Raw genomic sequence first — 22362 nt, 5'->3', positions numbered from 1 at the left:
AAACTACTATAAAGGCAGGTATGTATTCCACATGATTAATGTTAATAACGTGACGCTTCGTTACGGCAAAAGAGCCTTGTTCGAAGACGCCAATATTAAATTCACCCCAGGCAACTGTTACGGACTTATCGGTGCCAACGGTGCAGGTAAATCCACATTTCTAAAAATTCTTTCCGGCGAAATCGAGCCTAACACAGGGGAAGTCAGCATCACGCCAGGCGAAAGAATGGCGGTATTGAAACAAAATCATTACGAGTTTGATGAAATCGAAGTTTTGAAAACGGTCGTTATGGGTCATTCTCGTTTATTTAAAATCATGGAAGAGAAGGATGCGCTTTATGCGAAAGCGGATTTCTCTGAAGAAGATGGCATGAGAGCCGCAGAGCTTGAAGGCGAGTTTCAGGATTTAGACGGCTGGCAGGCAGAATCCGATGCTGCTGAGCTTCTTATCGGTCTTGGCATTCCTACAAGCCTTCATGATACGAAAATGAAAGACGTTGATGGCAACGAAAAAGTGCGTGTCCTCTTGGCGCAAGCTTTGTTTGGTAATCCGAATATTCTTCTCCTCGATGAGCCTACCAACCATTTGAACTTGGAATCGATTCGTTGGCTGGAGCACTTCTTATCCCGTTTTGAAGGTACAGTTATCGTTGTATCCCATGATCGTCACTTCTTGAACCAAGTATGTACACATATTGCCGATATTGATTTTGGTAAAATTCAAATGTACGTCGGTAACTATGACTGGTGGTACGAATCCAGCCAATTGGCGCTACGATTGACTAGAGATGCCAACAAGAAAACCGATGAAAAACGCAAAGAGTTGGAAGCTTTTATCGCACGTTTCAGCGCGAACGCATCCAAATCCAAGCAAGCTACCTCCCGTAAAAAGCAACTCGAGAAGCTTACGCTTGAAGATATTCGTCCTTCCAGCCGTAAATATCCGTTCATTCACTTTAAAGGTGAGCGTGAAGCTGGTAAACAACTGCTTGCTGTGGAGAGCTTGTCCAAAACAATTGATGGCGTTAAAGTATTGAATAATCTGACGTTCACGCTCAACAAAGGGGATAAAGTGGCGTTTGTAGGCCCAGATGGCATCGCCAAAACGACGCTGTTCAAAATCCTGATGGGTGAAATGGAAGCAGATGAAGGTACATTCACATGGGGGGTTACGACTTCCCAAGCCTATTTCCCGAAAGACAGCCAAGATTACTTCAACTCGGAGCTGAACTTGGTAGATTGGCTGCGTCAATACTCCAAAGATCCAGACGAATCATTCCTTCGCGGATTCTTGGGCCGTATGTTATTCTCAGGGGAAGAAGCCTTGAAGAAGACGAATGTCCTATCCGGGGGAGAAAAAGTGCGTTGTATGTTCTCTAAAATGATGCTGAGCGGCGCCAATGTACTTATCCTTGATGAGCCAACGAATCACTTGGACTTGGAGTCCATCACAGCACTTAATAACGGACTTGTTGATTTCGATGGAACGATGCTGTTCGTATCTCATGACCATCAGTTCATTCAAACAATTGCTACCCGTGTTATGGAAATCACACCAAAAGGTCTTATCGACAAAATGCTTACGTATGATGAGTATCTGGAAAGTGAAGATGTGAAGAAACAACGCGAAACGCATTACGCGTAAGCACCCAATAAAAAAGCGCCCTGATGTGTGACTCTCAGGGCGCTTTTGCCGCATGCAAAGCGTGACTTAGCTGCCGCCTGTACGACGACGTTGATTGTTGACTTTTTTGGTCATTTGGCTTTTAGCGCTTTGATTGGCATTTCCAGCTGCTTTCGGGTTGGCTCTAGCCTCAGCTTGTTCGGCTTTCTTTTGGGCGAGCTTTTGTTTGATAGCATCAGCTAAACTAACTTTTTTGGGGCCTTTTTGTTCTTCTTGTTGATCTTGTGGCTTGTCTGACATAGGAACACCTTCTTTACGTGGTATGACCTAAGTATAATCGAATCAGTGAAAAGATGAAAGAAGGTGCCCCGGATGTTTGATCCAACGATCTATGACAATATCAAAGTCGTGTTGGAAGGAGCCGTTTATGATCTGGATTTAGAGGGTCATATCTTAATTACGCGACGGGAAGATAGGGTGGATCTATCTTCGATGTCGCGTACGTTTGCCATCGAGTTTACAAGGAAGATTGATAAGCCAAGCAAGGCTGAGATTAACCTGCATGTCCATTTGAGCGATCTGGCCGCAGAGATTTTGGAGAATCCGACAGCCAAACCAGGGTGCACCTTGACCATTAAGCTGTTCACCAAGGTAAAGGATCCGGAGCGGGATTGCAAACGGATTGCCGAGGAGCTGGGTTTAATTTGGGAACAACGCCCGGAGATTACACAGTCTCTTTCGTATACGTATGGCACAAGTCCGATTATTTATCGTAATCAGATCACATTATCCTTCGGACGCAAAGTGGATGAAAGTCATCTGGATGATTTTCCGGATCTCATTGGGTATGCTGCGGACAGCCTCACTTGGCTGGATGAAAGAGGGACTTAGAACGATGCAAGAATTAACTCAGCAAGAGCTTATAGACCGGGTAAACCACGAGGAAGAGGGGCCATTTGCTGTATTTCTGTTCACGCCCTTCTGCGGGACATGCCAAATAACAGAACGGATGCTGGAGATTATTAGGACGATGCAGCCAGACTTGCCTCTCGTTAAAAGCAATATCAATTTTCTTCCGCAGCTTAGCCGTGAGTGGCAAATTACAAGTGTTCCATGTATAGTCATGTTAGAAGCAGGGAAAGAGAAGACATTTATGTATCGTATGCAATCCGTGGATGAGCTGTACCGCAGACTTTTGCCTCTTATAAATAACTAACGGATCAAAGAAAGGAATGGTTGAAATGAGTTTTCAAATTGGAGATCGTGTAACAGCTGAGTATAAAACAGGGGTATATTACGGTGAAGTTGTGGAAATGTCATCGACGATGAAAGCAGCAGTTCGCATTTTGGCTGTGAAGGAACATCCGACACAAGGAGATTTGCATAATCCAATGGATCCTAGTGTGGCTTTTTTTCATCAACGCCGGGCTTTGTCGAATCAAGAGATTGCTTTGATGCCTATTTCAACGATACGTCTTTACTCAGGGGTCGTTCCCGAGTATCAAGATTCTCTGAAGAGAGCGTTATCGGCGCAAATAAGTAAGTTGTCAGATATGGAAGCATGGGCCAGACGCTCTCTGCAGGAGCTTGATCAATTGCAACAGGAGTATTTTCCTCAATCGAATTAAGAAACTTCCAAATACAACTTTGTACCATCGTTATATTTGAAAATGGCGACATCCCCAATGATCTCGATCATCGAGATCATTTTTAATTTCTTGCGGAATTCAAAATGAAGTTCAAATTCCTTAAGTTTACTTGATAGCAGCTCCATATGTGAATGGCGTTGTGTGAAATTAAGAACAGGGATAGATTTGTTTTTGAATCGAATGTTAATTGCTTGCATGTTAAGTCCTCCTTCACGTTTTCCATCAGGAAAACTGACCTTGTAAATGTACATCCTTACGTTCATATTACCCTTTTAGGATACATTTCAAATGTTAGATTAGTTTGTGACAAACTATTAAAAAAGTTTTAGCAACTTATTATATGTAAAGAACTGCCCAAAGTGGGCTAGTTCCATAAAGATTAATTACAGGATTTACAATGGACACGTCTGATGCGAATAATGATGGCGTAAGGAATACGGATAATAACAAATCGCCCAAGGACTGGATTGAAAACCCTTAATCGCAGAAAAGTACGATGAGCGCTTATCAGACAACCCGTAAACGTTCCTGCTAACGATTGGACAACGACGATATGTCCAACATTTTCATGAGCAATTTTACGAATAGAATGGCGTTTATGATGAGGAACACATTTGGTGGATTTTAATGTTCGCTCCATTCGTCGACACCTCCCCTTAGTAGGATATTTTATGTATATGTGGCTTGAATAAAAAGGATTGGACAATACGGTTGCGGGGAAAGTTAACCCCATTTATAATAAGTAAGATTGTATGTAAACAAGCTCGGGAGGTAACGAAATGACGACAGGAAAACCAACTCGCATAGGTATTATTGGTTCAGGGAATATAGGCAATGTGCATATGGAAGTATTGAAACAAGTGCCTGAAGCACAAATTACGGCGGTAACGGACGCCTATTTGCCATTAGCGGAAGCGCGGGCCAAAGAGCATGCTATCGAGCGTGTGTATGACAGCACGGAGAAATTGTTGGCAGACCCGTCGATTGATGCCGTTGTTATTGCGGTGTCGAATGAGTGGCATGCCCCTATCGCTGTACAAGCCTTGGAAGCGGGCAAGCACGTCATGCTTGAGAAACCGATGGCCCTTAACTTGGCATCAGCCAAACAAATTGTGGAAGCCGAGCGTAAAGCAGGGAAAATCCTGATGATTCCTCATCAGCTGCGCTGGGATGCTCTCTCCATGGCTGTTAAACAGCAGGCGGAGAAAGGTGCGCTAGGCCATATTTATCATGCGAAAGCAGGTTGGTTAAGACGCAAAGGGATTCCAGGCTGGGGAACTTGGTTTACGCAAATGGATAAATCCGGTGGCGGACCGTTGATTGATCTTGGCGTGCATATGTTAGATTTGTCCCTCTACTTGATGGGGAATCCGAAGCCGGTTTCGGTTTATGGAGCAACGTATGCCGAATTCGGTCCACGCAAAAAAGGAATCGGCTCCTGGGGAGCTCCGAACTGGGCGGGTCATTATGATGTTGAAGATTTAGCGACAGCGTTGATCAAATTGGATAACGGCGCTACGCTCTCACTGGATGTTAGCTGGGCAGCGCTGATCGAAACGGACAGTCAGCCGTATGTGCAGCTTCTGGGAAGCGAAGGCGGGGCTTCGATTCGTGGAACCAAAGGGAAGCTGTTCGCCGAAATGTTTGATCGTGAAGCTGACGTAGACCTCACGGTTCCTGAATTCGATGAAGGCCCGCGTGTACGGATGGCGAGACATTTCCTTTCCTGTATCGAAAGTGGCTTGCCGCCTATCACTTCTGTCATGACAGGGTATACGAATAATTTAATCCTGGATGCGATCTATCGTTCTTCGCAAACTGGCAATGAAGTGAAATTGGACTGGGACATCGAGTAGACAGGGGCTGCACAAAGTGAATTGGGAGTTATTTAGTATCATCGGAACGATTGCTTTCGCTGTGAGTGGAGCCATAGTTGCGATGGAAGAGGAATACGATATATTAGGTGTATATGTCCTTGGGCTTGTTACGGCTTTCGGCGGAGGGATTATTCGGAACTTGTTGATCGGCAAGCCGATTGTCCTTCTCTGGGAGCAGGGGTTGTATTTCCAGATTGCCCTCTTTGCCATGACACTTGTTTTCTTTATGCCTGTTCGATTCATCAAAATGTGGAAAACGTGGGAAGCTTTCTTCGATGCGATTGGGCTTGCAGCCTTTTCAATCCAAGGGGCGATTTATGCTACGAATATGGGACATCCGCTTAGCGCGATTATCGTCGCGGCGGTTTTGACGGGAATTGGCGGCGGGATGGTCCGTGATGTTCTGGCAGGCCGTAAACCATTGGTGCTAAAAGACGAGATTTATGCGGTTTGGGGCATGCTGGCTGGGGCTTTGGTCGGGTTAGGCTGGATGCAGGGAACTTGGCAGCTAGCCGTACTCTTTGTTTTAATTGTTACCCTGAGAATGCTTTCTGTCTTTTTCAAATGGAAGCTGCCGAAGCGTTCTTTGCGCGGTGCATTGCCCGAAGGGACACGTAGATCGGAGTTCTAACATTGACTTATCCATAGCTGGAAGGAGTGGTTCAAGTGGAAGTCTCATTATCCACCTTGCAAAAGATATCTGCAGAGACCATCGAAGCGCGCATCACAGCTGTGAAGGAACTGCTTCAAACAGAGCTTGATCTGTATGAAGTGTCCAAGGACGTTGAGACAGGTGAGCATTACCTTCATTATGCTTACATGCACCGCGACTTTTCCAACACAGGCGAGCCGGAATCATTTCATTATTTGCTTCCTATTGACAGCGATGATGTGCTGGGCATGATATTTGGCGAACAGGGGTATGCGTATCCCGAGCATTGGCAGAAACCTTTTTTAAGGAATGGCCCGGAAGGGTTCTATATATGGTTTGATCCTGCCCATGAGTTGGAACAATCGGAAGATGAAGCTATCGCAGCAAATTTATTGAGCAAGCTTCGCGCATTCAAAGAACACGGCAATCCAGATCCGGAAGCCGTTCGCAAACTGCTGGAAGAACTTGATCAAACACGCAAGAAAGAAGAATAATTACACTTCTGATCAAGCTAATTAATAAGCAAGAAGCCTGCTTTGCCGTTCAACGGCGGCGGGCTTTTTTTTGTTTGGTAAAAATCAGGATAAATGTCCATATTAACGATAATGTCATCTGCAATAAGGAGAGAGGGGGGATGTGGAATCATGCCGGCAGCGTCTTATCAATTTGCTAATCTTGATGCACGAGAAGATCTGTTAGAAGATCTACGCAGCCTGGAGTCACGAATGAAGGATGAATTAGGTGTGGATGTGGCTTTGATTGCGTATAGCCAAGATGATGTTGAAACGAATAAGGAATAATGTTGTCTAGAAAGAGGGGTTCACATGAAAAAAACGATGTCCAAAATCGTCATATCCGCTATGCTCGTTGTCATGGCGACGGGTTGTGGCTCAGCCGGTTCGCATAATCAGGCTGGAGCAAGCTCATCCAATCCGCATGCGGGGAGTTGGGACACAAGTCTTAGAAACAATGAGAATGCGTCCCTCGGAGCTAAAAGTGTCAACAAGTCTCCGCAGCCAACGGCGACGGTAGCTACCCTTGATAACATAAAAGCCCATAATAATACGCATCTCACCTTGAACAGGGATTTGGCGGATCAAGTGATTCAAGCAGCGCATTTGGGATCAACGGCTGTGGCGCTTACGGATCATAATATTTATGTTGCGGTAGATATGGGCGGAATGCAGGCAATGGGAGCTAATGATGAGATCAAAATGCTTAGCAAAACCAACGATCCTGAAACTGGCGCAGGATTATTTGGCTCAGGGGTAGGTGCTCAATTAGATTGGCTTTCGGCCAAGCCGCTTCCTGCGGAGAGCGCGAATGCGATTAGGCATCTGCTCACGCGCATTTATCCGGATGCGAATATTTTCATCTCAACCAACCCGCATTTCGTCAACCGGATGATGTACTACGATGGTCAGCAGCGAAACAACAAAAGAATGGATACCTTCTTGAATGAATTTAATACCATGATTCAGTATACCTTCCCAACTTACTCAACGGGTCAGAAGCAAGTTCTGCCGTAAAAGGCTAGGATTTGAATCATAACAAGAGAATTTCCCTCAGCTTATTGCTGAGGGTTTTAGCTATCTGTCCAAAGGAGGGGCAAATGAGGATGCTCGGTATCCCTATGAAGGTTGGATTTGTCTTGCTCGCGCGATGAGCTATCGGTATAAGGTGCGTTCCTACTGCAGCTCGCGTCAGTGTGAGTATGTTCATAAGGCAGATGTGATACAAGCCATTAACGCAGAAACCTCGTTCGCCTTGGCGCTGCACTATAATGAGTCTCCCACGAAACCAAGCTGTCCATTATGTGGAGAATCTATGGCATTCTATGCACATTCCGTTATTGACGAGCCTTGGCTGCCTTGAAGAGCTTGACAACCAAAGCTTTCCTGATAAATAGTAAGAGAACGAAGGAATCAGGAAAGGACTGCTAGATGATGATGACAGCGGGTTTGCCCGAACAAATTCTAATGAAGTTGGCACAAAATAAAGAAGAGAGGCAATCCAGTCGAAATGACGAGGATCGTGAGCTCATTGGCTCAGCCACTTTCGAGTCACCCCATGAAGAAATCCTTACGGATACGATCATAGCACTGTATTTGAACAAAAATGTACTGCTGAAAGGACCAACAGGCTCTGGAAAAACGAAGCTGGCTGAGCACGTATCGGCTTTATTCGATCAACCGATGCATGCGGTGAATTGTTCGACGGATTTGGATGCGGAAGCTTTGCTTGGCTTCAAGACGCTCGCGCATGATGAGCAGGGAAATTCGCAGATTGTGTTCATTCCAGGCCCGATTATGAAAGCAATGACCAAAGGGCACTTTCTGTATATTGACGAAATTAATATGGCTAAGCCAGAAACCTTATCTTTAATCAACGGTGTCCTGGATTATCGGAGGTCGATCACCAATCCGTTCACGGGAGAAGTCATTACAGCGCATCCTGAATTTAAAGTTGTAGCGGCGATAAATGAAGGGTACATGGGGACGGTTCCACTGAATGAAGCTTTGAAAAATCGGTTTGTCACCATTGATGTGCCGTATTTGCAAGGCGAGACATTATTGAAGCTGCTTAAAAGTAAATCGGTTCTGCAGGATGACAAGCTGCTGCGAACCTTTGTGCAGCTATCAGCGGATTTGCTGACGCTTATTGAAATGGGGCAGCTGCCGGACGAAGCAGGCTCGATTCGGGCCCTTTTGGATGCTTGTGATCTAACCGCTTATATTCCTCCTTTGCGAGCAATCGCCCGAGCTATCGCTGATAAGTTGGAGGATGAAAGGGAACGTGCAGCCGTCTTGAATGCGGCGGATACGTTATTCTAAGCCTATGTTTGTTGGAAAGCTAAGCTTGCTGGACGATAAAATAGACGCCATGCTGCAGATGCAGCTTGTGGATTTGGGCCGCATGTTTACTAAGCGCAAAGAGTTGGAGGTCGAAGCTGCTTTTCATGCGGACTATGAAGAAGCTGCGGGACGAATTAAAGTGAGCCAATTCTGGTGGGACTACCCGCCTGCTGATAAAGCGGCCGGGATGAAAAGCGATGTGTACCTGTGCGGAATTGGCAGTGCTTGGTTTACTGGCGCCGAGGCCGTGAGCGCTTATTTGGGGTATTGTCGGGATGCGCCATTGCCCAAACTGGCTAACAGCTTGTTTGCCCTGTGCGAAGATATGCGCCTGGAACGCATTTGTCGAACGCGGCGTCCTGGGACTGCCCGGGTTTTCGCTCATCGGCACCGCCTTTTAGGCGCTTATTTTCAGCATAAGCTGACGTCTCATTTGAATAAGAAAGACCTTGCTGATGCTGTAATTTTAGTGATTTATGGCTGGTTTACGGGGATGGATTGGAAGAACACAGAGTCCAGCAGGGTCGTAGAGAAATTATCTAAGCTGTTTCCTGTACTTGAGCAAATCGAGGAAGCTGAACATACGGCTGAAGTTGCAGCCTGCTGTCAGGACATCATGGATTCGCTGACAGCTTGGATTGAACGGGATGCAGAAGCGGCCTACTTCTGGATGCAGCAGGGAGGCGGCGTAGCTGAGCCGCTGCCAGCGGGGTACAAGGGCGAGCTGAAGCGAGCGAAGCGGCTCGCCAACGAGGATGTGCTCCCCGAGCAAGAGGGGGAGCGTCAATTACCGGGTCAGGAGCGTCTGCCGACCTGGCACCGCGAGAGCAGCGACCGCAGCCCAGGGCTGCTGCGGTTCGAGCTGGAGCGCGGCTCACGCACAGCCGCGCAAGGGTCTGCGCCCCGCGAGGGCGATGCGGCCGATCAGGCGCTCGCCATCGTTCAGGGGCGCTCGCAGCGCGCCAAGCGCACCGGCGCCGCCTCCGGCCGGCGCGAGGGCCTTGCCGTGCCCGCTGCCGCGGGGCACGCGGAGGCCGCTGTCGCCGCGTATGCGACGGCGACCTGGCTGGCGCCTGTGCGTCCCACTGCTGCGCAGCAGGACGCTTACAGGCGCCTCAGCGAGCGCGCAGCGCCGCTCGCGAAGCCTTTGCAGCGGGCCATCCGGCGCACGCTGGAGCAGAAGCGGATCGCCCCGCGCGGCGATCGTTTGTTTGGCCGGCTCGACAAGCGGCTGACGCGAGCCTTCACGCAAGAGATGCCGCGGCTCTTCTATAAGAAGCGCGCGCCGGTGCCTGAGCTCGACGCGGCATTCTCGCTGCTCGTCGACTGCTCAGCGTCCATGTATGACAAAATGGACGAAACCAAGCTAGGTCTCGTGTTGTTTCACGAGACCCTGCAAGCGCTGAGAATCCCTCACGAAATGGTGGGATTCTGGGAGGATGCGGATCGTGTCACCGAGAAGGAAGCGCCGAACCTGTTCCAGGTTGCCGTTGACTTCTCCTCCTCGCTCGCATCCGGCAGCGGTGCGTCTCTCATGCAGCTGGAGCCGCAGCAGGACAATCGAGACGGCTTCGCTATTCGTCAGATGACCGCTCGGCTGCTGCGCCGCACAGAGCGGCAGCGCATCCTCATTGTGTTCTCGGATGGCGAGCCTTCGGCAGCCAATTACAATGATGTCGGCATCCTCGACACCTATGAAGCGGTTCTAAGCGCGAGACGACTGGGGATTGAGGTGATCAGCATCTTCCTGGCGAGCGGCGTTGTTCATGAAACGCAGCGCATCATGATGCGCAATATGTATGGTCGCAGCAGTATTGTCGTTCCGCATGTCGATCAGCTGCATGAGCAGCTGGTTCCGATTTTGCGTAAACTTCTGTTGAAATCTATCTTTTAGTGTCGAAATCCATTACAATAGATCAGGGTATTTTATGAATATTAAGGGAGAATTCCCCTGTATCTAACGTAGTTTTAGTTGTCATTACATATATGCAAGCTTTTACGTTTACGAAGGATGGGCTAAAGTTGAAAGGGGAAATGTTTGTCATGTACGGAGCACCATTATCGAATAAAGCCAAAAAAATCATGCTGCTGGGTTCAGGAGAGCTGGGCAAAGAAGTAGTCATCGAAGCACAGCGTTTAGGCATTGAAACCATTGCCGTAGATCGTTATGCGAATGCGCCGGCTATGCAAGTAGCGCACCGCAGCCACGTGATTAATATGCTGGATGGCGAACAGCTAAGAGCTTTGATCGAGAAAGAGCAGCCTGATTTGATCGTACCCGAAATTGAAGCAATCGCGACGCCGGTCCTTGTTGAGCTTGAGAAAGAAGGATACCGCGTTATTCCTACCGCAACGGCTTCCCGCTTAACGATGGACCGTGAGGGCATTCGACGTCTTGCTTCCGAAACGCTCGAACTGCGCACAGCGAAGTATGCTTTTGCTAACAGTCTGGAAGAGCTGCATGCAGCTGTAGCCGAAATAGGGACACCGTGCGTAATTAAGCCGATCATGAGCTCCTCAGGCAAAGGCCAAAGCGTATGCCGCACACCGGAGAATGTGGAACAATCGTGGAACATCGCGATGGAAGGCGGCCGTGCCAAGAATGCCCGCGTGATCGTCGAGGAGTTTATTCATTTTGAATCCGAAATTACCCTGCTGACCGTTCGTTCTATTTCGGGTACGACTTACTGTGAACCGATTGGTCACATCCAGAAAGATGGCGATTATATCGAGTCCTGGCAGCCTCATGCCATGTCAGAGCAACAAATTCAAGATGCCCAGCATATGGCCAAAACGATTACAGATGCGCTTGGCGGCTTTGGTCTCTATGGCGTTGAGTTATTCTTGACGAAGGAAGGCGTTTACTTCAGCGAGGTATCTCCGCGTCCACACGATACCGGCATGGTTACGATGGCGACGCAAGATTTAAGCGAATTTGCTCTTCATGCTAGAGCGATTCTGGGGCTGCCAATCACCGGTATCCGACTCTTAACCGCTGGTGCAAGCTATACGCTGAAGGCGGATCGTGAACAAGTAAACTATACCATTAGTGGTTTAGAGGATGCTCTGTCGGTTCCGAATACGCAGGTTCGTGTGTTTGGCAAGCCGGAAACGAAAGTCGGACGCCGCATGGCGGTTGCTCTTAGCAGCGGCAGCTCCGTAGAGGAAGCACGCGATCTTGCGAAGCAAGCTGCAAGCAAATTAACCTTGCATTACGAATAAGATCATCCAAATCAGCGTCAGGAGGAACATACTTTGGAAGCCAAACCAGCAAGACTCTCCCGAACGATTTTGACGGAAATCATTTTACCAGCCGATACGAATTACCACAACACGGTATTTGGCGGCCGGGTCATGCAATATATTGATAAAGTCGCGACAATAGCCTCGATGCGTCATTCGCGTAGAGGTGTTGTCACGGCATCGAGCGACAGCTTGGACTTCTTTGCGCCTGTTAAGCTTGGTGAAGCGATTCAGTTGGAAGCATTTGTTACTTGGACGCACCGCAGCTCCATGGAAGTGTTCGTGAAGGTCGATTCCGAGAACTTGCTGACAGGGGAGAAGAAGCGCACAGCGACTTCGTATCTTACCTTTGTTGCCCTTGATGAGCATGGGCAGCCTTGCCCGGTTCCCGCGATTATCCCTGAAACGGATGAAGAGAAGCGGCTGTTCGAAACCGCAGAAACGCGGTTTGCAGCTCGCAAGCTTCGCAAGGAAGAGCGCAATTTGAATTTATAGTACTGAATTTGTTTGTAAACGGAAGGGCAGTTCCTTAATCGGAATCTGCTCTTTTTTGCATGCATAGCCAATGTGATAGGTTTGACTTCTGCCATTTGAATGGGTATATATTCCTAAACCATGTATCATACTAAATCAACATCGGTCAGTATTGGAGGATATGCCATGCCCGGTAAGGACGTACAGGAGCAAAGTGCTAGCGGTCTTGAAGGCTCTCTAACCGATCATATGACCAGAATCCAAAGGGAGCTTGGCGCTAGCGATGATTTAATTTTCAAAAAGTTCCAGTGCATGCAAGTATGGCCTGCCGTAACGATTTATATAGACGGAATGGTCGACTCTCAGCTTCACAATGCTATTCTCCAATCGCTAATGCTCAAGCAGGAGTTTGAACACGATTTATCCGCAGAAGATGACCGCGTGGAGTATGTGCAGCAGTATACGCTTATTGCAGCACACAGCGGTACTTTCAATACCTATAAGGAACTATATGATCGACTGCTTTCTGGGCATGCTATTTTGCTCCTGGACCATGAGGAGAAGGGGCTATGGATTGATGTCGCAGAATTAAAGGAGCGAAGTGTAGGGGAGCCCCAATCTCATACGGTTGTTCGCGGGCCGATGGAAGGATTTACTGAAAATCTTCGGACCAATACGGCCTTGATCCGCAGACGTATTCGTGACCCCCGGTTGTGGATGGAATCGAGGCAAATTGGAAAGGTCACGCATACAAGCGTAGCCTTCATGTATATCAAAGGAATAGCTGACGAAGGGATTATCGAAGAACTAAGAAAAAGACTTGACCGGATAAATATTGACGGGATTCTTGAGAGCGGCTACATCGAAGAGGAAATTCAGGATGAACTCAGAACGCCTTTTCCTACCGTCTACAATACGGAACGTCCGGATACGATCGCAGCGGGACTATTGGAAGGCAGAATCGCTATTGTGGTGGAGGGTACGCCATTTGTCCTCTTAATCCCAGCATTGTTCGTGCAATTTTTTCAATCCGCAGATGATTATTACCAACGTGCGGACATCGGGACGCTCGTTCGGCTGCTTCGTTATTTGTCTTTCTTCATCGCTTTGCTTGCTCCAGCCTTGTATATAGCGATCTCGACCTTTCATCTTGAAATGCTGCCAACTAACCTCATTATCAGCATTGCCGCACAGCGGGAAGGTGTGCCCTTTCCGGCTTTCATTGAGGCATTGCTGATGGAAATAACTTATGAAATTTTGCGGGAAGCCGGTGTCCGCATACCCCGAACGATCGGTCAGGCTGTTTCAATCGTCGGGACACTTGTCATCGGTCAGGCAGCCGTTGCGGCTGGCGTTGTATCGGCCGCCATGGTCATCGTTGTATCGATCACGGCAATTTCTAGCTATGTTATCCCTGAGAATGGTCTGTCGATAACGGTTCGAATGCTGCGATTCTGCATGATGTTTCTTGCTGCATCGTTCGGCTTGCTTGGCATTTGGATTGGCTTAATGACTATGGTGTTTCATTTGACGACACTAAGGTCCTTTGGCGTGTCTTATATGAGTCCGTTTGGGCCTTATGTAGCGCCTGATATTAAGGACAGCATTTTCCGAATGCCCTGGAAACGGATGAAGACGCGGCCGGTCTATAATGCGACAACGGACAAATTGACGCATCGGAACGCTAGGAGACAGCAGGTTGGATGGTTTTCTGGGAGGAGAAAATCATGATCTCCAGATGTATCAAGATCATCCTCTCCGTAATACTGACTATTCCGCTGGCAGGGTGCTGGGACCGCAAGGAATTAAACGAACTGGGTATAGCTGTCGCTATTGGCGTAGACTTTGCACCCAAAAACCAACTGAAGGTCACAGCCCAGGTCGTACTTCCTTCCGAGATAGCCCCCAGCCAGTCCAATATGAAAGGCGGAACGAGCGTTACCGTGTATGAGGTGATTGCGCCAACGTTGCTGGAGGCTATACAGAAAATGACGGAAATTAGTCCGCGCAAGGTGTATATGGGACATATCAAGATGTTTATCTTCGGTGAATCCTATGCTCGTAAAGGTGTCTCAGAAGTGGTTGAAACGATGGTTCGCGAACCAACAGTTCGATCAGATTATTATATTGCCGTAGCCAAAGGGAGAACAGCTTCCGAAGTCTTGCAAGTTACGACACCTCTTGAGCCGATTCCCGCCAACAAAATGTTTGCGTCATTGGATGCTTCTTCAGAAACATGGGCACCCACCACGAAGGTAACCATGGATGAATTAATGGATAATTTGCTGAATTGTGGTTGTCCAATACTGACAGGGATCCAAATCGTTGGAGATCTTCATAACGGCACAGGAAATTCAGAGAAGAACAAGGAAAAAATACATCCGGATGCGCAGCTTCAGTTCACGGGATTGGGTGTTTTTAAGAAAGATCGGTTAATCGGCTGGCTGGATGAGGATGAGAGCAAAGCGTATAACTACATCAAAGATCAGGTCAAACAAACGATAGGTCATATTGATATGCCAGGTGGAGAGCGCATTGGGGTTCACTTGCTGCGAAGCAAAACAGTACTCCAAGCTTCCGTTGTTCAGGGCAGTCCGGAAATTCGCGTCATGGTGACCAACGAAGGTATATTGACTGAAGTCCATGGTACGACACAAGAGATCAGCACCCCAGAAGACCTCCGGCTGATTGAACAAACAGGCAGTGAGAAGATCATCGAGCTTATGAAGCAATCAGTTGATTCAGTTCGCCGCAAGTTCAAGTTCGATATTTTTGGCTTCGGACAACTCATTCATGAATCAGATCCGAAGGCATGGAAGAAGCTTGAGGAAAACTGGGATCAAACCTATATGGATTTACCCATTCATTACACTGTCAAAACGAAAATTGGCAAGCTCGGTACTTTATTGGATACCTTTCAGAAAAAAATGAAGGAGTGAGCGGATGCTGGCCGCTATTATAATCCTTTGTGCTGCCGCTGCCGCAGCGATTTGGGAGCTGCCTCGACTGTTCCGACAACGTCAATGGAAGGAAGCTGCTGTTTTTCTGATTATGCTGGCTGCTGGTGCTTTTTGCAGCGTAGTGGCTGTTACTGTGCAGAAAACACCCAGCCCATTACGGCTAATTGAAATCATTTACGGACCGGTCAATCAGTTGTTTAAGAACTGGTTTTCATAAAGGAGAATTACGGCTGATGGAAAAGGGAAGAATCGGGGCTAGGCAGCTGGTTGTGCTTATATTTTTGTGCGGCATTGGCGATATGTTCCAGCTATATCCCTCCATTGTAGCCGCTATAGCGGATCAGGATGCATGGATTTCTGCGTTGTTAGGCATTATCGGAGGAGTGGCTGTGACTGCGGTGTTACTGATTGCAAGCCGAGTTGCGCCGGATTTGTCGCTGATCGAGAAATGTATGAGCGTTTTTGGTTATGGGCCAGGGGTCATCGTATCCATCTGGTATCTCTTTTATTTCTTGATTGTCTGTTCCTATCTGGTGCGGGAGATGGGGGACTTTATGACAACACAGATCTTCATGTCCACACCTCTCCCGGTTGTTCATTTATTAATTATTTTGCTTATGCTGTGGGCTATGAAGGCGGGGCTAGAGTCTATCGGGAGAAGCAGTGAAATTGTCTTGCCTTTTTTTCTAGTAGCTGCTGGGATTCTCATCGTTTGCCTGCTTCCGAAACTTCAGTTCCATTATCTGAAGCCTGTTGGGGAACATGGAATTGGCCCCATTCTTCAAGCGATGGCAACAGGGGTTTTGTTTCCATTTGGTGAGCTGTCCGCGTTTCTAATGGTCCTTCCTTATGTCAACAGACAGCCTCATCTGGTCAAGGAAGTGCTGACCGTGTCATTTGCGGTGGGCCTGATATTCACGATCATTACAACCGTGTCACTTTGTGTGCTGGGCTCAGACTTAACGGCATACAGCACCTATACGATGTACATACTGGCTCAGAAGATTAATATCGGTAATTTTTTTCAGAGAATTGAAGCGCTTATGGCTATCTCTTATCTAATTACAACCTTTTTTAAAGCAACCGTATTCTTTTACGCGTTTATCATCGGCATGGCACAGCTTTTGCGGCTCAAGCAAAAAAATGTGCTTATCTTGCCAAGTGGATTTCTGATTTTTGGCCTGGCAGTCCTCATTGCTCCCGATGTGACCTATTATCTCAAAACGCTCGTTACGCCATGGATGTTTTGGGATCTGACCAATGGGGTGGTGCTGCCGCTTATCTTATGGGCTGTTTTTATCGCCAAGCGAAAATGGAGGAATGTCTATACTCCTCAAGAGAAAAATGAAGGCGGTTAGATCCGGATAGCTACTGCGATAATTAAATATAGTAACAACTGTTCGCGTTTACGGTGCATGTGGAGTGCGTGGTAGTAATATATCGGAAGGAAAAAATAATTTAAAAAATGAGGGGCTTCCTTAATAGGAGGTTCTTTTTTTTGCACACTTCGATTACTTATGTATTATTTTGGTGAAAATTGGTATGATTTAATGAAGTGAAATTCAGATTTCGTTGGATAAAAAAGCAGTAAGCTCGGAGAATATATGAGTCATGGGACTTGACTATCAATTCATCTTAATAATGCAGGAGAGTAATAGGGACAAATTGTTTGAGTATGTTAGAAAGAATGGACCTTTGGATTACAGTGGATGTGCTAGTCTCCATTTTGAAATGGATTCATTTATTTTTAAGTACCTTGAAGGTGGTTATGACTGGAAGCCACATTATGACAAATCAGAAATAGAACGATTCATTAAACCTAATGGTAAGGCAAGTATTGTTTGCATTTATATTTCAATTAAGAAATTGGATGGACTGAATGATGAAATTGAGGTGTCTTTTACTGCTGCTACTTCAGATATGAGTCGCCTTTTTGAAGATTCAATATCAATTTCCAAATGGTTTACTGATTTAAGTATGGAAGTAAATTCAATAATTACTTACTTGGACTTAGAGGATGATGGCGCAAGAATAATATATTTTAAGGGCTTTGATTTCATGGGAGATGTCCAAATGAAACTGAAGGCAAGTCTTAAGAGTCAGAAGGTAATAGATTTTGGTGGAAAAGTCGAAGTTACATTCTTCGAAGAAGATAAGAAAATGTACAGATTTCTTCAGGATTACGAGAATTTTAAAATATGCCTGAAGGCTATTGGATTGATCCGAACTGGAAATTGCATGAATTTAACGAAATGAGTAAGCAGTACATTAGTAATACAATTGAAATGCTTGAGAAATTGCAGGCAAGTAAGTTGTATTGTAATAGTAAAAAGAGTGAAGTGTTTGGAGAGGGAATATTTTATGGGTCAGTTTACGATATATTACAAAGGAAGATAGATGAACTTAAAGAAGCGTTTTACTAATGGACATAAAACGGAGATTTCATAAGAAGGATAGGAGTTTCCTAATGGCTCGAAAGAGATTCAATTCAGTGAAAGAGGCAGCAGAACATATAATTACATATGATCTAGTTCAAGAAACAAGAGATTATTTAGTTCATCTCGATAGTAAAGAAATTATAAAGTTGCATTTTACTTTAGGGCTATATGTACGGAATAATTATGAAGTCAGTTTAGAGGAAGAGGATTCATTTTTTCCAATTCACAGAGATGATGTGTCGTTTATGGTCTTAGAAGAGATCCATAGGAAGTTAAACGAAAGCGTATAAAAGGTTGGTTTCAACGTGAAGGTAAAAGAGGTGGAGAATAATGGTCAAAATTGAAACATTACAACAATATGCTCAAATAGGTTCACCTATAATCACAGCCATTACATTAATATTTGTTATTGTTAATGTGAATCGGTCACAACAAAAGAGCAAGCTTAACGATGAGGAAAAATTTAGACGAGATTTGAATCTTAAAGCATCTGACGAGATGATTGCAGCAATTTCGTCTTTGAGAAGGAAGTCCGGGTACTATTTTACTCAAAAAGACATCAGGAGTAATATTAAGGATGAACTCACATTAAATAACTTTGTAAAACATGTTAGCGAGAGTGCTGAGATAGTTGAAGATGCAGGTTTGGAATTGCAAAAAATATACAATCAAAGAAAAATTATTATGAAAGAGTACGATAATGATATGGAATCTATATTGAATGATTGTTTTAGTCTCTCGGATAATTATGTCAAAGGAGATATTGGTGATTTTCTGCATGAATTATTTGTCGGGGTTAAGAGTATTGATCCAGTCTTAAATAAAATTGAGAAAAGACACCTTAAAAATATGAAAAAGTTGCAATTATATAAAACTGAAGGTCTTTTTTAAAAAATATGCATGAAACGAGTCTTTTGTTTGTTTAGAATTTGTACTAATCTTTATATAAAATTGAAACCATTATATTCCTTTCACGGTCTCAACATATGTGGAGTGCGTGGTAGTAATATATCGGGAGGATTTGTAGAGAACAAAATTAGTCTGCCGCTGTCCCACAAAGTCTGCCACTGAACAGATAAAGTTCACCACTGAGCCGACCGATCTTCAGGCATTTGTCCTGATCTTCGCTCGGCTCTTTTTCTTTCCTTTCTCCAATTCGATCCCGTCATCAAACCTTGAATCCTTGTCAGGCTTTCCCCTATTTTTCATCCAATAGTGCTTCCAATCTAAGCCCAAATCCCCGCTCTTCTCCTGCTTTTCCACATCAAACTTTATTTGCTCATTTTTCTGTTTTTTCTCTGATTTTCAATCGGCTATTTCTCTGGCTCAGCGGCAGACTTTAGTGGTTTAGAGTAGTGAAGGGAATAAGATGGGAGGGACTTGGAGGCCTTGCGGGGCGTGGGATTGGAGCGGGAGGAGGTCTGTGGGTGGGGAGTGGCAAACTTTAACGAATGGGGACAGGATTAATTGTCCCCAATTAGGCGTTGGCTTATTGCCAGTGCTTTTTCTATGCAAAGTATTGTTAGTTAAATAAAACATAATGTTAATTAAACTTTACATATTGTTCTTTATATGTTACATTCTTTGTGAAGGGAGGTTATTCCATCATGTATCAATTTGGAATTATAAGTAATCAAGTTTATTTACTTCGTGCTGAGCGAAGATGGTCACAGACTGATCTCGCAAAAGAATTAGATGTAACTAGACAGACGATAGCAGCGATTGAGAACAACAAGTTTATCCCTTCGCTTGAACTTGCATTTGCTATAGCACATGTATTTGATAAGAAGATTAACGAAGTTTTTATTTTTAAGCCCTATGAAGAAGATGAGGAGGAATAGCTTGGATGGATATTTTGCTCAGTGTAATCATATTGTTTGGTATGTTTTTGAATCTTATTTTATCGGTTAGAGAAGGAAAAGATGAACGATGGAAACAAATAGTATACAGACCTCTGAGCTATGCGTTTACTTTATTATTTATGGGTTATACATCGGGTACTCTCCTCTCAAAACATTATAATTTTGACTTAGATACATTTAAATTGTATTATGAGTACCTCTTTGCTGGAGTCTTAGTAATCTACATCGTACTTTTGGTTATCGAAAAAAGAAGACTTTCTTAATTTTAAATATTGAAGAAGGTAGTAGTTGTACCTGTAAGGACGCTTGAAATATTAGATGGTACTAAGCAAATTCATAAGAAACGAGTCGCTGCCTACTGTCGGGTGAGCACAGAGCACTTGCAGCAAAAAGAGAGTTACGAGAACCAGCTACGCCATTACACGCGATTCATCAAAAGTAATCCAGATTGGGATTATGTAGATATCTACGCGGACGAGGGAATCTTCGATACTGGAACCAAGCATCGTTCTGATTTTAATCGGATGATACAGGATGCGCGTGAGGGCAAGATCGACTTGATACTGGTCAAATCGATATCGAGATTTCAAGGAATACGTTAGACTTGTTGAAATATGTTAGGGAACTAAGAAGTCTAGGAATAGCCGTACTATTCGAAAAAGAGAACATCAATACGCTCGAATCCTCGGGTGAAGTATTTCTAACCGTCTTCAGCTCGATTGCTCAAGATGAAAGTCGGAATATTTCTGAGAACTCCAAATGGGGCATCCAGAAAGGTTTTCAGAACGGAAAAGTACATTGTAATACCACACGGTTCCTTGGCTACGATAAGGATAAATAAGGTGAACTCATCATTAACGAAGCGGAAGCCGAAATTGTGCGACGGATTTATGAGGAGTATTTAGAGGGTAAAAGCTATCAGTCGATAGCGAACGGCTTGATGAAGGATAAGATCCAAACCGTAACTGTGGATTTCCTAACTCATAAACGAGTGAAAAATAAAGGGCAAGAACAGAAATACTTGATTGAGGATAACCATGAACCGATTATCACAAAAGAAATGTTCGAGACGGTTCAGAAAGAGAAGGAACGCCGCGCACATTTGAAGGGAAATATTATGGGGGATAGGAAGAAATATTCCAGCAAATATGCACTCAGTAGCAAAGTATTCTGCGGATGCTGCGGAGCTAATTTCAAAAGGCGAACATGGAACAGTAACAATGTATCGAAGAAAGTCGTTTGGCAATGCCGAACCTACGTGAATGAAGGTAAAGAAGCTTGTGATGCCAAAGCGGTTAATGAGCATTGCTGCAGGATGCCTTTGTACGCGTATTCAATCGGATGCATGAAAATAAGGATGGATTTATTCGAACCCTGAAGGCAAACATTGAAACGATATTGTCTAAGCGAGATGCTCAGGAGCCATTGTTGAAGATTGATGAGCAAATGGAACAATTGAAAGATGACCTCAAGGGATTGGTTAGCCTAAAATTACGTGATCAAATCGAAGAATCCGTATATGCAGAGGAAAATGCCAGAATATCTAAGGAACTGGATGAACTCCGGCAGGAAAAAGCCACAATTGAAAAGGATAACGACCACAAATCCCAAGTCACACAACGAGTAAACGAAATTATACAAGTCATGAATGCACGGCAGGATTTACTTGAACAATTTGACGATGAACTATTTAACGCGCTGATAGAGAAGATAACCATTCTCTCACCAACACGTTATTTATTTTTCTTGAAAAGTGGATTGGAAATTGAAGAGTTCGAGGAGTAAGCTCTAACCCTGTATGTAGAATAGAAATGATTTGACAGATGGCATGGGTCGATTCCATGCTGTTAGTCGTCAGAACTCCAATTGGTTATTTTTCAAATAAAGGTTCATTTCCCTGATCATCCCCATGCCATCCTTAACCCCTTTCAGATAAAACCATTCCTTTTCAGCCGAATGTAGATACTGAATAGCGTCTTCCCACTCCAACAGAATACCGTGAGCAGTACTATCCACTTGATTTTTCAAATCCTTCAGCAATTTCGATGATTTCTGGATTAATGGGGCAATATGTTCCTGTTGTTCCACAGTGAGCGATAAATCATCAAACCTCTCGTGTAATCCCTTTAAAACCCATTCAGGCCATTCTTCCATAGTGATATCCCCTTCCCATTGTTCAAGTGTATGTATGTTAACTCTGATGGGAAGGGATGGCAAGTTGTTTTGTAAACATTTTTTTGTAGGAATTTAATGGAAAATTTAAAGCTTGAATTATATACTAAGATGAGGGCAGTCGTGATTATTGGCTTTGAAAGAATGATTTTATATAGAAATGTGAAGGAAGTTAAGCTATGACTAATTCAAAATTTAGAGATACAGGTGAAAGAATATATGATTTTCTATTCAAATACGACATTCTCATTGAGTGTCCCCATTGTATGAAATGTGCTAAAGCATTAAGACGTGTAAATGGGAAATTTGGTTATGTTATGCAATGCAATGCAAACGTTGTGGAGTTTTGACCGATCCATTAGTTGGCACATGGGGGAACGGATCTTTTATGGGCTTGAATCTTTGGTTACGAACGAAGTGTTGTGGAGAGCTACTGTGGGCTTATAATCATCAACATTTAGACTTTATGGATGGATATATTAATTCTTCTTTGCGCGAAACAATTCCAAATAAGAATCAGAGTTTGGCTAGCAGGCTTCCTAATTGGATTAAGAGT

At 44.9% G+C, this 22362-nt stretch carries 27 protein-coding genes and 1 pseudogene; 25 read left to right on the top strand and 3 right to left on the bottom strand.

Going from position 1 to position 22362, the window contains the following annotated elements:
- Positions 1-31: 31 nt before the first annotated feature.
- Positions 32-1645: an ABC-F family ATP-binding cassette domain-containing protein gene (locus HQN90_RS00830; protein ID WP_173215579.1), complete on the top strand. Its 1614-nt coding sequence runs from the start codon at positions 32-34 to the stop codon at positions 1643-1645.
- 66 nt (positions 1646-1711) lie between these two features.
- Here HQN90_RS00830 and HQN90_RS00825 read toward each other — a convergent pair whose 3' ends face one another.
- Positions 1712-1924 carry a hypothetical protein gene (locus HQN90_RS00825; RefSeq protein WP_173215577.1) on the bottom strand — a complete coding sequence of 71 codons (213 nt, stop codon included), beginning with the start codon at positions 1922-1924 and terminating at the stop codon, positions 1712-1714.
- Positions 1925-1996: 72 nt separating this feature from the next.
- Between HQN90_RS00825 and HQN90_RS00820 the strand changes: the two genes are divergently transcribed.
- The 3 genes from HQN90_RS00820 to kapB are packed head-to-tail and all read left to right on the top strand — an operon-like array spanning position 1997 to position 3252.
- Positions 1997-2515 (top strand): hypothetical protein, encoded by a 519-nt coding sequence (locus HQN90_RS00820; protein ID WP_173215575.1) that lies wholly within the window; start codon positions 1997-1999, stop codon positions 2513-2515.
- Positions 2516-2519: 4 nt separating this feature from the next.
- Positions 2520-2840, top strand: coding sequence for a thioredoxin family protein (locus tag HQN90_RS00815; RefSeq protein ID WP_173215573.1), 321 nt, complete (start codon positions 2520-2522; stop codon positions 2838-2840).
- A gap of 25 nt (positions 2841-2865) precedes the next feature.
- Positions 2866-3252, top strand: a complete 387-nt coding sequence (kapB, locus tag HQN90_RS00810; RefSeq protein ID WP_338042258.1) for a kinase-associated lipoprotein KapB — start codon at positions 2866-2868, stop codon at positions 3250-3252.
- Here the strand turns inward: kapB and HQN90_RS00805 are convergent.
- Positions 3249-3470, bottom strand: coding sequence for a hypothetical protein (locus HQN90_RS00805; RefSeq protein WP_079420964.1), 222 nt, complete (start codon positions 3468-3470; stop codon positions 3249-3251). The two genes, kapB and HQN90_RS00805, sit on opposite strands and share 4 nt — an antisense overlap.
- A gap of 582 nt (positions 3471-4052) precedes the next feature.
- Here HQN90_RS00805 and HQN90_RS00800 point away from each other — a divergent pair.
- From HQN90_RS00800 to HQN90_RS38445, 21 genes and pseudogenes are all read left to right on the top strand, one after another.
- Positions 4053-5129, top strand: coding sequence for a Gfo/Idh/MocA family protein (locus HQN90_RS00800; RefSeq protein ID WP_173215569.1), 1077 nt, complete (start codon positions 4053-4055; stop codon positions 5127-5129).
- Between the two features lie 16 nt (positions 5130-5145).
- Positions 5146-5781: a trimeric intracellular cation channel family protein gene (locus tag HQN90_RS00795; RefSeq protein WP_173215567.1), complete on the top strand. Its 636-nt coding sequence runs from the start codon at positions 5146-5148 to the stop codon at positions 5779-5781.
- A 35-nt stretch (positions 5782-5816) separates the two neighbouring features.
- Positions 5817-6296, top strand: coding sequence for a hypothetical protein (locus HQN90_RS00790; protein WP_173215565.1), 480 nt, complete (start codon positions 5817-5819; stop codon positions 6294-6296).
- A 150-nt stretch (positions 6297-6446) separates the two neighbouring features.
- Complete coding sequence (locus HQN90_RS00785) at positions 6447-6602, top strand: hypothetical protein (protein ID WP_173215563.1); 156 nt, start codon at positions 6447-6449, stop codon at positions 6600-6602.
- A gap of 24 nt (positions 6603-6626) precedes the next feature.
- A complete protein-coding gene (locus HQN90_RS00780; protein ID WP_173215561.1) occupies positions 6627-7331 on the top strand; it encodes a hypothetical protein in 705 nt (234 codons plus the stop codon).
- Between the two features lie 450 nt (positions 7332-7781).
- Entirely contained in the window at positions 7782-8636 is an 855-nt protein-coding gene (locus HQN90_RS00775; RefSeq protein WP_173216438.1) for an ATP-binding protein, read from the top strand.
- Between the two features lie 25 nt (positions 8637-8661).
- Positions 8662-10551 carry a vWA domain-containing protein gene (locus HQN90_RS00770; RefSeq protein WP_246361971.1) on the top strand — a complete coding sequence of 630 codons (1890 nt, stop codon included), beginning with the start codon at positions 8662-8664 and terminating at the stop codon, positions 10549-10551.
- Positions 10552-10700: 149 nt separating this feature from the next.
- Entirely contained in the window at positions 10701-11879 is a 1179-nt protein-coding gene (purT, locus tag HQN90_RS00765; protein WP_173215557.1) for a formate-dependent phosphoribosylglycinamide formyltransferase, read from the top strand.
- 33 nt (positions 11880-11912) lie between these two features.
- Entirely contained in the window at positions 11913-12395 is a 483-nt protein-coding gene (locus HQN90_RS00760; protein ID WP_173215555.1) for an acyl-CoA thioesterase, read from the top strand.
- Positions 12396-12560: 165 nt separating this feature from the next.
- Positions 12561-14105 (top strand): spore germination protein, encoded by a 1545-nt coding sequence (locus HQN90_RS00755; protein WP_173215554.1) that lies wholly within the window; start codon positions 12561-12563, stop codon positions 14103-14105.
- Positions 14102-15313, top strand: coding sequence for a Ger(x)C family spore germination protein (locus HQN90_RS00750; protein WP_173215552.1), 1212 nt, complete (start codon positions 14102-14104; stop codon positions 15311-15313). Before HQN90_RS00755 ends, HQN90_RS00750 begins: the two co-directional genes overlap by 4 nt.
- A 4-nt stretch (positions 15314-15317) precedes the next feature.
- Positions 15318-15551, top strand: coding sequence for a hypothetical protein (locus HQN90_RS00745; protein ID WP_173215550.1), 234 nt, complete (start codon positions 15318-15320; stop codon positions 15549-15551).
- A 16-nt stretch (positions 15552-15567) separates the two neighbouring features.
- Positions 15568-16692: a GerAB/ArcD/ProY family transporter gene (locus HQN90_RS00740; protein ID WP_173215548.1), complete on the top strand. Its 1125-nt coding sequence runs from the start codon at positions 15568-15570 to the stop codon at positions 16690-16692.
- A gap of 253 nt (positions 16693-16945) precedes the next feature.
- Positions 16946-17590, top strand: coding sequence for a hypothetical protein (locus HQN90_RS00735; RefSeq protein ID WP_173215546.1), 645 nt, complete (start codon positions 16946-16948; stop codon positions 17588-17590).
- 211 nt (positions 17591-17801) lie between these two features.
- A complete protein-coding gene (locus tag HQN90_RS00730) occupies positions 17802-18062 on the top strand; it encodes a DUF6794 domain-containing protein (RefSeq protein WP_216855154.1) in 261 nt (86 codons plus the stop codon).
- Positions 18063-18102: 40 nt separating this feature from the next.
- Complete coding sequence (locus HQN90_RS00725) at positions 18103-18663, top strand: hypothetical protein (protein WP_173215544.1); 561 nt, start codon at positions 18103-18105, stop codon at positions 18661-18663.
- A 716-nt stretch (positions 18664-19379) separates the two neighbouring features.
- Positions 19380-19613 carry a helix-turn-helix transcriptional regulator gene (locus tag HQN90_RS00720; protein WP_173215542.1) on the top strand — a complete coding sequence of 78 codons (234 nt, stop codon included), beginning with the start codon at positions 19380-19382 and terminating at the stop codon, positions 19611-19613.
- 5 nt (positions 19614-19618) lie between these two features.
- A complete protein-coding gene (locus tag HQN90_RS00715) occupies positions 19619-19897 on the top strand; it encodes a hypothetical protein (RefSeq protein WP_173215540.1) in 279 nt (92 codons plus the stop codon).
- A 102-nt stretch (positions 19898-19999) separates the two neighbouring features.
- Positions 20000-20475: pseudogene (locus HQN90_RS39825) on the top strand (recombinase family protein).
- Positions 20476-20511: 36 nt separating this feature from the next.
- Positions 20512-21012 carry a recombinase family protein gene (locus HQN90_RS39490; protein WP_338042256.1) on the top strand — a complete coding sequence of 167 codons (501 nt, stop codon included), beginning with the start codon at positions 20512-20514 and terminating at the stop codon, positions 21010-21012.
- 50 nt (positions 21013-21062) lie between these two features.
- On the top strand, positions 21063-21419 hold the full coding sequence (locus HQN90_RS38445; RefSeq protein WP_246361967.1) for a hypothetical protein: 357 nt from the start codon (positions 21063-21065) through the stop codon (positions 21417-21419).
- A 69-nt stretch (positions 21420-21488) separates the two neighbouring features.
- Here the strand turns inward: HQN90_RS38445 and HQN90_RS00705 are convergent, their stop codons facing one another.
- Positions 21489-21788, bottom strand: coding sequence for a hypothetical protein (locus tag HQN90_RS00705; RefSeq protein WP_173215538.1), 300 nt, complete (start codon positions 21786-21788; stop codon positions 21489-21491).
- Positions 21789-22362 lie beyond the last annotated feature (574 nt).

It is taken from the genome of Paenibacillus alba (genome assembly GCF_013204855.1).
In the GTDB taxonomy this organism is placed as follows: domain Bacteria; phylum Bacillota; class Bacilli; order Paenibacillales; family NBRC-103111; genus Paenibacillus_E; species Paenibacillus_E alba.
Note: the sequence above shows the minus strand (reverse complement) of the source record. Positions and strands in the feature narration are given on the sequence as shown.